A 10,463-nucleotide genomic window follows, 5' to 3' on the forward strand; every position below is an offset into this window, starting at 1 on the left:
TTGTAATCAATCTGCTAATGAAGGATGTCTGAAATGAACACCTTGATTTTTAAAATTAATTGGATTTACCTTTAACTTAAAAAAATCCAACTTTAAATTAATGTGAATATCTTCGGAACTCATGTAAAAGTATTTTTTATTTTCATGATTAATAATTCTATTAATTTTTTTTGATGTGCCTCGATATTCTTCAAAATTTTTACAAAGCTCATTTATGTATTCTTCAGAAATTAAATCGTCAAAAAATAATTGTGATTCACAATTTGCAAGTTGTAATCCATTTAATTGATGTATTTCTTCAATAGATTCAGTGGAGCAGCAATTAATGCAGTTATCTCCAAACTCATATACATTTGAATCAAAAAGACATATCATTAATCTAGGATGGATAGGATAAAAAATTTGGAGACCAGCAGATCCCAAACCAGTCGCACCCATATAATTATTCGCTTTCTCCATCAATTGATTATAAAAAATGATGGGCGAGTCAGATGTTAGAAAAGGAAGTACCGATAAGTTTATCAAAAATTTGCAATCAAGAAAATTCAATAATTTTTCATGTTTTATTGAATTAAGAAGCCCAAGCAAAACAGGATTATCATAAACTAAAGTCGCTTCTTTCATTTTTTCCCATAATTCAGGCTCAAGTTCTTTTAGAACCGTTTTTAATCCTTGATTAACTGTTTCTGTAATATCATTACCAGATTGAGGAGTTCTAAAAGCTTGATACAAAATAAATCGTTTTAGCAATGCAAAACCATTACTTTCAATAGGAGGGGGATATAATATCTTTTCGTCTGTCCAATAATAAAACATTTTGGCTACGTTACTTTCCATTTTAGCCAAAGCATTTTCTATTTCGTCATCTTCTCCATAGAGGAAATTTTCATAAGCCTGACTTTTTAATGGCGCATTTTGTATAAATTTTCTATTAGTAAGATTATACAATCCTAAAAGATTACCCTCATTATTAATAGAAAAGCGCTTTAAATAAAATCGTGGAATATAATGATGTCTCTTCTTTTTTGCCATTAACTATTTGTAAAGTCATGCTCAAACGCATTTCGTGATAAATACAGCATAAACTTTTGAAGCAAATCATCTGAATGAGGCGATTTATAATGTCTCACTCTTTTTATATTCATATCTAAAACTCTTTCCTTATCATCATATAGCCCTGAACATTTAATTCCAAATTTTACAAGGTCATGAATTTCATAAATATTTTTTTCAGTATTATTTAAATGGCTTTGAAGAATTCCAATTTCTTGTTTTAAAGCATCTTTCTCTCCAGCATCAGCATTTTGTAACTCTCCTCTTTTTTTATTAATCGACAATAGAAGATTATCTTTTACTGTTTTAAACTCAATAATTTTTGTTTCATAACTTGATAACCCTTTATATATATATTCATATCTTTTTAACCATGAAGAATGAATAACATCATTTGTCAATGTTGATTGGTTAAAATTGATTAAAGTTCTGCCTTCAACATTGAAAACTGATAAATCTAAAATATTTAATGATACAATCTGAAAACTCGGGAAATATGCTACACAGAACTGATCTGAATTTTCAGCAATTTTAACCTCTTCCATTGTAACATTTAATTTATCCTTTGGAATACTTCTCAAAGGAATTAACATCCCAACATCATAATTATAGTCCCTCTTTCCACAGTTTTCGTCCTTTGCTCTCAGTGCCAAATTACAAGGTTGAACTAATAAGATATATTCTTTACCTTTAATTTCAAAAATGTCTCCATTAGTTAATGGTAAATGCAAATTATTTATAACATCTCCCGACAAATACAATTCGCTGTTTCTGAGTTCAGTTAATTGTTGATTAGGAACACTTGAATTATATCCAGTGTCCTTTAAATCTATTTCTCTAATATTTTTAATCGAATCATTAAATTTTTGTCTTACTACGGGGTCAGCAATCATATTATAATTCTCTTCTTTCGAAAGTATCCCATACAATCTAAAAAGAGTACTTATTTCCCATACACCTTCTTTTAAAGATGATTTTTGAATTATCTGATTAAAAGTTTTGGGAGTCATTTTTTTTATTCGATTTCCTGCCCTTATGTTAGAATCTTCCAAAACATTTAGAGATTCTGTTTTTAGCTGTTCTACATAAGGAAGTAATAACAAGTTTTTTACACCTTCAGCGAAACCTGATATTTGTGGATCAAAAGCAAATCTACGTTTTGATATAGTATAAAATTTATGTTCTTCAATATCATAATCAGTGGAATATTTTTCCCTATATTCATCTTCTTCTTCTTCTGTAAATTTGTGGGAAAAAATACCACATACAATCCTTTCTGTACAACCTTCTTCCTCAATAAGTAATTTTGCAAGCTGAGCCCCATTACGCCCTTCTACTAAGGCATTACCACTTTGAAACTCATAATCAAACAAACATAAAGCCTTTTTACCTTCTTCAAGTTCCTTTATTATTTGATATTTGTCCTTTACCCATTCATCTGGCGTCATTAATTTGATTCTTTCCCCATAGCAATTCTTAATTTCTAAAGCTGGAATAATATTAGCACTGTCTTCATCTATAACATGAGTACAAACCTCATATAATAATTCAGACTTGCTTTCTGTTTCATCCCAAAGTCCCAAGATTAAGCTTTCAAATCTCGGAATTGGACCTGTCCAATCTATAGATTTGAATCTATCACTTTCTATGTACTTCTCATCGTTTTTTAACTGAAGCAAACGTGCTTTGTATACCTCTTTTTGTCCCTCAATATCAAATTTATCATCTATATAGATAATATGAGCAATATTTTCAGTGTCTAATAAATCAAAAGTTGTTGTTATTGCCTTATCACGGAGATTTAGCGATAAATTATTTTTAGGTTGAATTTCCAATGATTCACCATTAGCATTTATTATGATTCTCTCGTCCATTAGCTCACAATGATATTTGAAAGGTTAATAGCAAAAATATATTTTCTTTTGTCTTCATTTCTAGTAGGCTCTAATACAATTGTACAGCCTACAGAATCTAATAATTGTTGAATAATAAATAATCCCAAACCTCTTCCTTCACCTTTGGGTTTCGTAGTTACAAATGGTTCAAATATTTGATTCTCTACTGCTGGAGAAACCCCATAACCATTATCAGAAATATAAATCCATGGTGATTCTATTTTTACAGTAATAGCAGGAGAAAATTTTGATTCGCTTTTCTTTTTTTCCGTCAGCCAATATTGTGAATTATTTAAAACATTATCCAAAACCTGAACCAATTTGCCTCGATTTACCTTAATTAAAAAATCGTCTTCTAAAACAATATCAAATGCGATTTGAAGTTTATCGAATCTATTTTTATAATAATCCTTTTCATCCTTAAAAAAGTCCGATAATTTAAAAGAAGACTTTTTTTCTTTATTGTACTTTAGGGCTGGATCAAGATGTTTTAATTGTGTTTTTAATCCGTTTACTGTTGTATTTATGTATTCAATGAAAACATAAATATCGGAATCGTTTAATTTTTTCCCTTGTAATTTTGCGGAATAAAATGAAGCTTTTTCAGCCAATCTATCTGCAATTGAAGCAAATTCATGACTTACAGATTCTGCCGTTAATCCCAAACTTGCCAGCTCCGAAAAGTTAGCTAGTTGTTCCTCTAAAACTTGAATTTTGGGTTCAAGTACATCTATAACTTCATTTATTCTTTCTGCCTTTGTTATTACCTTCTCAAGCTTTTGTAAAGTCCCCTGAATAACTTTTAGCTTAGTTAATAAATCATCTACTTTCTCTACAGTTTCCTTTTCTAAGTCTGTAGAAAACATTGGATTGTCTTGAACAGATTTTACAATTTGACCCGAGTCTTTTATTGCTTTACCAACAGTATTTACAGCATCTTTTAATTCTGGCTTAACCTCTTCAGTTTTATCCTTTGTATCTTTTAATTGATTAAATGCCTGAATTGGTGTTTTTATTCCGCTATTCGTAGTCTTATAAGTTTTAAGGAAATCATTGTAGGTTCTTCTAATATTTTCTTGGTAACGGTTAATTTCATCACGAATAAAAAAAGCTAACGCGAAGAAATTACGGGAATATGGATTTGATAATAAACCTTCTCTATCAGTTTTATCTTTTAATTCTCTATTCTCTCCTTCGTCTATCGAAAAATACCCTAACACGTTTGCTGGCCTTAATGGATAATATGAACTTGCAAAAGTTTGAGATTCTCTCAGACGAAGCCAATCATCTCCATCAATTCCAAAAGGCTTAACAGCAAATCCATTTCTAAACAGCTTTATTCCTGCTTGACTTTGAGCAAATTCCCTATAATTTGAAAGCTTACCAAAAATTTCTTTTAAATTCTCGTCTGAAGACATCCAATTATCATAAGTAAATTCATCAATAATCCCATTGAATGAACCAGGATTAGCTCTTTCTCCATTAAAGATTTCCAAACCACCTATATCTTTATCGAAATCAAATTTCTTCTCAAACTCAATAAAATAAGGTGCTGAAGTCTTACTAATATCTGAATATTTATTTTTAAGGAAATCATAGAATTTTTTACCATTATCTATCTCCAAAAAACTATTAAATTCATCTCTACTATTTCCAATGAACTTCGTTAGCTTCGTTTTCCCTTTTATCCCTAATATTTTTCCATCAAAGTAAAAATCAAAATGAGAAATTGCAAAATCTCTTAAATCTTCATTTGATTTATCCAAGTCAATACTAATACCATTGATTTTCAAATAAACAGTAAAAGGTCTATTTTCTTTATATGGAGATATAATTTGAGAAACTTGTCCTTTAAATTTTTCTAAATTTTGTCCCTCCCAAACTTCCGAATGGTTTAGATTAGCTAAAATTAATTTGGTACCACTTGTTTTTTTTGGAGCAAAAGATTCTGCTTGAATTCTAACTTCACTTAAGGCATCTTCTTTTTCAAAGTCTTTCCAATTAAAAGCAATATGTGTTCCTTCTTCGTTTTCCTTATTTGTAAAAATTTCGCAAATGTCTGCCAATCTTTGAGTACTAAGTCTTCCCAACCCTTTATCTCCTAGAGGAGTTCTTCCTCCTGGAGTAGTTTCTTTAGCTTCTTTTAGTTGTCGTTTTTGAGAATAAGAGATAATTAACCACGATTTCATTATGGTTTCTTCATTCATACCAAATCCGTCATCTTCAACAATAATAAATCCACCATGATTAGGATAAAAAAGATTCCCCTTTGCATACTGCCCATTTGTGTTAATTTCGATTGAAACGTATGTAGCATCAGCATCATACGAATTTTTAATTAACTCCAGCAATGCTGTAATCTCATCAGAGACAAGTTGTTCTCCTAATTGTTTAACAATATGAGGTGTTATATCAAAATGGTATTTTTGATTTGCCATTAATTGGTTTTTTTGAAAATTATAATTTTCTCTTTACTCATCATATTTGAGAAGTTGTTTCTACCAGGCATTCTTTTACTTAAAATTTCTCTTTCCAAATCAGTAAATAAACCTACCCCTTTATATGCAAATAATTCTTTTAAAATAAGGTCATTTTGAACTATTTGTTTATTTACATTTCTATTACCAATTGTCCAAACTAAAAAAGAATCTTTCTCCATTTTTGGAAGCATTTTGTCAATACTACTATCTAAATCATTGATAAATCTTGTAACCTTCTCTGCTCTCTTTCGTTCCTCTTCTTTAAATTGACTTACAAACTTTTTTAATGTTTTAGACTTCTCGAAAACTTTATATTCAACATCTTTTATATGTTCTTTAATCTCTCCACCTAAACTTTTATTATCTATGGATTGAGCCGTTTTTAAATAATCTATTGTTATAGACTTATCAATATCCTCAATTGGTATCCATTGTAAAGGCAGATATGAAAATTGCCCATAAGTTACAGTTGTTTGATTATCTCCATAAGGCGGAGAAGTCACAAGCAGATTAAAACTTTTATCTGTTCTAATTTCAGCGTTTGTATCTCCCCAAACGACATCTACATTTTTAATATATTTATCGTTTTCTACATGTCCATTTTGTACCAATACAGAAATATAATCACTAATATTTTTAATGTTCTTTTTAGATACCGAAAGAAATGTCTTTAATGCAGATATTTGTCTTGAATTGATTTCTTCAATTGGGCGCATATGCATTTTAAAGGTAGATGTTCTATCATTACTTGTTAATCTAATTGTTTCGGCCAGAGCCACCCAAAAAAACTTTCTAATTTTTAAGGATTGCTCACTTCTTATAGCCCTGTATATTTTAGATAGTTCAATTTGAATGTTCTTTGTAAACCATTTATCAATATTTACAAACGCAACTTCGACTATCTCTGAATTATCAGAGATAGTTAAACTTATTAATCTCTTTTCTGCATCAACAAGTTCTTCAATTGAATAAAAAGTAGTCTTTACTTGGCTTAATAAAATAGATAATGGATTTATATCCTGTCCAAATACATTCATTCCGTATTTCATTCCAGTAACGAGTGTATTAGATGCTCCCATAAAAGGGTCTAACAAAGAAACATTATTATTAAGGGCTTCCGAAAGCTTTTCAATAATAGGCTCTTGAACAGATGGAACCATCATTGCAGGATAATTAAGAATACTTCTTGCAAAATCATTTCTAGAATAGTTTTCACCATTCAGTGTTTCTGAACTTATAGCATTGATATTTCTTTTTATGTTTTTTATGTTTTTATTCACTTTGAAGGTTTTATTAGCTTCCTAATATCAACGTCTCTATTATTAACAATTCTGCTAATGTATTTATGGTCGTAAAATATAGTCTAATAAGCAAATATATAAACAAAATACGACAACTGAGTCTAAAGTTAAATACATTTCCAACTTACATTTTCAGGCTTCTATTTTCTATAATTTCAGAAATAAATAAGTTTTACTTTAAAATATACAAGCAAAAATCTTACTGATAAACTACTCCAGACCACAATTGCTCTCCTAGATATTGATTTTCGATAGCTTGGATAAGATTTAATTTTACAGCAAATTTTGATATTTTACAAATAACTACAAATCAATCACTTGGATTTAAAAAAAGTTAAATATTCAATTTATTCAATATAAAAGATTACTAAACTGGTATTATGCACTTAAAGTATAAATCCAAAAAGTTATGAGTACAAAAATTATAATTGACGAAAAATTCTTCAGCAATATGGTAAAATGTGTTATTGAAACGAGAAAATTATTACTCGATTTATCAAATCGTACTGAATTCAATAAAGAGTGGTTATCAATCTCTGATATTGAAAGTGAATTTGGCTTAAGCAGAAAAATGATCGATGGATATCGAAAAAAAGGCTTGAAAAACAATCAAAAAAATCCCAATGGAAAAATCCTTATCAGACGAAGCGAGTTAGAAAAATTTCTTTTAAAAAAATAACAAAACCATGGATCGAATTAAAGTAAAAATATCAGATTTTACAGCTGAAAAAAATTATTGGAAACTTGAGAGTTATCGAAAAAGTAAATTCCCAAATAGATGTAGTTTTAGTCGTACAATTGGAAATGAAAAATCAGGCGTTAAAAATCCATTTCAGATAAACTTGATTTTATACTACGATTATGCAAAAGATAAATGCACAATTGGTTTCAATGGAAGCATAAGAAAATGGTATTTTGGACGAAATACGAGACAAAACCTATCTCTATATCAACTTATAGATTGCATAAAGCTTTTAAGTCTTAAAATCGGCATTAAATAAGAAGATTTATTAAATGCAAAAGTAAAACAATTAGAAATCGGAGTGACGCTTTTATTGAAATCTGTACTAAAAGAATTAATAAATTGTTTTGTAAAGTATCGCAGTTTTAGAAGGGAAGTTGAAGACACAACAGTTTATTTCAAAGGCAAAAAAAATAAAGAAAACAAGGAGAACAACATCAAATATAAATTTTATGAAAAATACTTAGAAATCAACAAAAACGATAAAAACTTTAAAACTAACCCTATTAAAAAAAATGTCCATAAAAAATTCTTCTTTTTCCGTTTTGAAATGGTTATTAAAAAAGTATCAGGAATACCGTTTTATAAAGAAAATGTCCGAACTATTAATGACATAATTATAAACTGGGAACAAATAAACGACAAGCTGAAAGAACGATTTAAAAAAATACAATTTGTCGATTTAATTTCAGAAGAAAAGACAATAGATTCGAGCAAGATTAGCAAAAGGGATCATGAAAAATATTTAAAATTCCAAAAAATAAAAAGAAACGGCTTTATCAGAGAATTGGAAAAATTTGAGCTTACTAATACAAGCACAAATAGAAGCACCAAAACGAACGCATTTATTAAAAACTACGAAATGTTTTTAGACAAAAAAATTGATTATAAAACGGAGATTTACGAAGCTTTTGAAAAAAAAATAAATTCTTTACTATAATAAGGGTATTATTTATTAGCTAAATTAGCTTAATCTATACAATAAGCGAGTATAAGTAAAATAACTATTAAGACACAAGAGTAATGATACATAATACAAACTAAGAACAACTTGAACAAGCCCTTAATTACTTAATTCTTTTACTTGTTAGTAAAATATAGCTGACAGTAATAATTCTAAGCATTTAAGCAATTGTTTCGTATTAAACCTCATAAGCGCCTCTTAACCATTAGAACTTGCTTTAAACTGCTTGTATATTATCGTTTAGTTAATAGCAAGTCATCCATAAATAACATAAAAAAATATCTATGACTGAACAATTTACTCAAAAAACACAAGAAGAATTAAAATCTTATGTCTATGCTTTGATTGATCCTAGAGATTACAAAATATTTTATATTGGAAAAGGAAATGCTAATCGTGTTTTTTCTCATATTAATGAAGCTATCTTAAATCCAAGGGAAACCGATAAATTAGAAACTATTCGAGATATAAAAAATAACAATCAAAAAGTAAAACACTTTATAATTCGTCATGGACTAGAAGATAATGAAGCAATACTTATAGAATCTGTTTTGATTGATTTTTTAACTTATAAAGATTTTGCAGAAATTGCTAAAATTACAAACATTTCATCGGGACATTATTCATTTAATCAAGGCATTAAAACTGTTGAAGAATGCGAAATATTGTATAACTGTGAAGAATTAAAGAAAGAAAATGTTAAACACAAGATTTTAGTGATCAACATAAATAAAACATTTGGCAGCAAACGAAATCGCAAAAATAATGACCCTATTTACAATAGACCAAATATTTATGAGGCAACAAGAGGTTGGTGGGTTTTAGACAATAATAGAGCAAAAAAAGCAGAATATGTTTTGGCAGAATATCGAGGTGTAATTAGAGCAATATTTAAACCTGAGAAATGGCTACAGGCAGGTGAAGATCGAGGTCGAAAAAGATGGGGTTTTGAAGGAACTGAAATTTCGGACAAAGAAATTCATGACCTATATTTGAATAAAGCAGTACCGAAAATTAAAGGAATGGCAAATCCAATTCGCTATTTTGAATAAACTAATCTTTACAACAATACCTAATTTGATCTTTTGTAAAATCCCAAGGTAACGGATTAGGGAATACAATCTTGGCTAAAAATAGCAAAAGAAGTAAAAAGAACTTCGCCAAAACTGAACATATAATTTTATTTGAAAAATAGTAAAATGTAAATTCCGAAACTTAACTATCTTTTTTTGTTAATTTTAAGAAGGATATAAAACAAAAAAGCTTCTCATTAAGAGAAGCTTTTTACAAACTTAGGCGGTCTGGACGGGACTCGAACCCGCGACCCCATGCGTGACAGGCATGTATTCTAACCAACTGAACTACCAAACCCTGCGTTATTGTGGGTGCAAAAATACAACAGAATTTCGTTTCTGCAAGCGTTTTTGGGAATAAAATTTGAGAAATTTTTAATCGACTAAAATCCAATATTTTAAAAACTCAGGTTTTAAACAAAAAGTAGGAACTTTCTTTTACTCAACCGCAAAGGCACAAGGTTAAAAGCGCAAAGTCCGCAAAGCTTTATAAAAAAAATTGCGGACTTTGCGTACATCTTCGTGTGCTTTGCAGTAAAAATCTTTATGGAATTTCGTATGCTATTTCTCCTCTCGGTCGAAATGACAAACTATATGTAAATCGGAATTTGGAATTTATTTTGAGGATTCAATATATTTGGAATTTACCTTTCACAAAAGGTCTTAAATCAAAAAAGCCATCCACAAAAGTGGAAAGCTTTTCATTGGTCTAACTACTAAACCAGCTGCGAGTTACAAAGTCGCAGCAAAACAACACAACTAATCTTAGATACCGATTTTGGGCAAAAAAGCCTTTCCGTTAAGAAAGGCTTTTCCCAATATTGCGGTCTGGACGGGACTCGAACCCGCGACCCCATGCGTGACAGGCATGTATTCTAACCAACTGAACTACCAAACCTCTGCGTTATTGCGGTTGCAAAGATATAACAGAATTTCATTTCTGCAAGCATTTTTA

8 protein-coding genes and 2 tRNA genes are annotated in these 10,463 nt (G+C 29.5%); 4 read left to right on the plus strand and 6 right to left on the minus strand.

Annotated features, from left to right (window positions below; genetic code table 11):
• Nucleotides 1-6: 6 nt before the first annotated feature.
• From P2W75_RS03365 to P2W75_RS03380, 4 genes are read right to left on the minus strand one after another with little or no spacing between them, the layout of a single operon-like run.
• Nucleotides 7-1,032 (minus strand): DUF4238 domain-containing protein, encoded by a 1,026-nt coding sequence (locus P2W75_RS03365; protein WP_276378916.1) that lies wholly within the window; start codon nucleotides 1,030-1,032, stop codon nucleotides 7-9.
• On the minus strand, nucleotides 1,032-2,927 hold the full coding sequence (locus tag P2W75_RS03370) for a hypothetical protein (protein ID WP_276378917.1): 1,896 nt from the start codon (nucleotides 2,925-2,927) through the stop codon (nucleotides 1,032-1,034). The genes P2W75_RS03365 and P2W75_RS03370 overlap by 1 nt, the downstream gene beginning before the upstream one ends.
• A complete protein-coding gene (locus tag P2W75_RS03375; protein WP_276378919.1) occupies nucleotides 2,927-5,386 on the minus strand; it encodes a sensor histidine kinase in 2,460 nt (819 codons plus the stop codon). Before P2W75_RS03375 ends, P2W75_RS03370 begins: the two co-directional genes overlap by 1 nt.
• Nucleotides 5,386-6,708 carry a hypothetical protein gene (locus tag P2W75_RS03380; protein ID WP_276378920.1) on the minus strand — a complete coding sequence of 441 codons (1,323 nt, stop codon included), beginning with the start codon at nucleotides 6,706-6,708 and terminating at the stop codon, nucleotides 5,386-5,388. The genes P2W75_RS03375 and P2W75_RS03380 overlap by 1 nt, the downstream gene beginning before the upstream one ends.
• 430 nt (nucleotides 6,709-7,138) lie before the next feature.
• On the opposite strand from P2W75_RS03380, the gene P2W75_RS03385 reads away from it, so the two are divergent.
• The 4 genes from P2W75_RS03385 to P2W75_RS03400 all read left to right on the plus strand — a co-directional run bounded on the left by P2W75_RS03385 (nucleotide 7,139) and on the right by P2W75_RS03400 (nucleotide 9,487).
• Complete coding sequence (locus tag P2W75_RS03385) at nucleotides 7,139-7,408, plus strand: hypothetical protein (RefSeq protein WP_276378921.1); 270 nt, start codon at nucleotides 7,139-7,141, stop codon at nucleotides 7,406-7,408.
• 7 nt (nucleotides 7,409-7,415) lie between these two features.
• A complete protein-coding gene (locus tag P2W75_RS03390; RefSeq protein ID WP_276378922.1) occupies nucleotides 7,416-7,730 on the plus strand; it encodes a hypothetical protein in 315 nt (104 codons plus the stop codon).
• Between the two features lie 54 nt (nucleotides 7,731-7,784).
• The gene (locus P2W75_RS03395) at nucleotides 7,785-8,411 is read left to right on the plus strand and encodes a hypothetical protein (protein ID WP_276378923.1); all 627 of its coding nucleotides are present in this window, start codon (nucleotides 7,785-7,787) and stop codon (nucleotides 8,409-8,411) included.
• 308 nt (nucleotides 8,412-8,719) lie between these two features.
• Nucleotides 8,720-9,487 (plus strand): excinuclease ABC, encoded by a 768-nt coding sequence (locus P2W75_RS03400; protein ID WP_276378925.1) that lies wholly within the window; start codon nucleotides 8,720-8,722, stop codon nucleotides 9,485-9,487.
• 245 nt (nucleotides 9,488-9,732) lie between these two features.
• Here the strand turns inward: P2W75_RS03400 and P2W75_RS03405 are convergent.
• Together P2W75_RS03405 and P2W75_RS03410 are read right to left on the minus strand one after the other, a co-directional pair.
• Nucleotides 9,733-9,806: transfer RNA gene (locus P2W75_RS03405), tRNA-Asp, on the minus strand.
• A 526-nt stretch (nucleotides 9,807-10,332) separates the two neighbouring features.
• Nucleotides 10,333-10,406, minus strand: a tRNA-Asp gene (locus P2W75_RS03410).
• Nucleotides 10,407-10,463: the final 57 nt, after the last annotated feature.

Source organism: Flavobacterium sp. H4147 (assembly GCF_029360735.1).
Classification (GTDB): domain Bacteria; phylum Bacteroidota; class Bacteroidia; order Flavobacteriales; family Flavobacteriaceae; genus Flavobacterium; species Flavobacterium endoglycinae.

What these genes read in the sequence shown, in the direction of transcription:
- P2W75_RS03365 (WP_276378916.1), bottom strand. Translation starts at nt 1,032, where the DNA reads ATGGCAAAAAAGAAGAGACATCATTATATTCCACGATTTTATTTAAAG.
- P2W75_RS03370 (WP_276378917.1), bottom strand. Translation starts at nt 2,927, where the DNA reads ATGGACGAGAGAATCATAATAAATGCTAATGGTGAATCATTGGAAATT.
- P2W75_RS03375 (WP_276378919.1), bottom strand. Translation starts at nt 5,386, where the DNA reads ATGGCAAATCAAAAATACCATTTTGATATAACACCTCATATTGTTAAA.
- P2W75_RS03385 (WP_276378921.1), top strand. Translation starts at nt 7,139, where the DNA reads ATGAGTACAAAAATTATAATTGACGAAAAATTCTTCAGCAATATGGTA.
- P2W75_RS03390 (WP_276378922.1), top strand. Translation starts at nt 7,416, where the DNA reads ATGGATCGAATTAAAGTAAAAATATCAGATTTTACAGCTGAAAAAAAT.
- P2W75_RS03400 (WP_276378925.1), top strand. Translation starts at nt 8,720, where the DNA reads ATGACTGAACAATTTACTCAAAAAACACAAGAAGAATTAAAATCTTAT.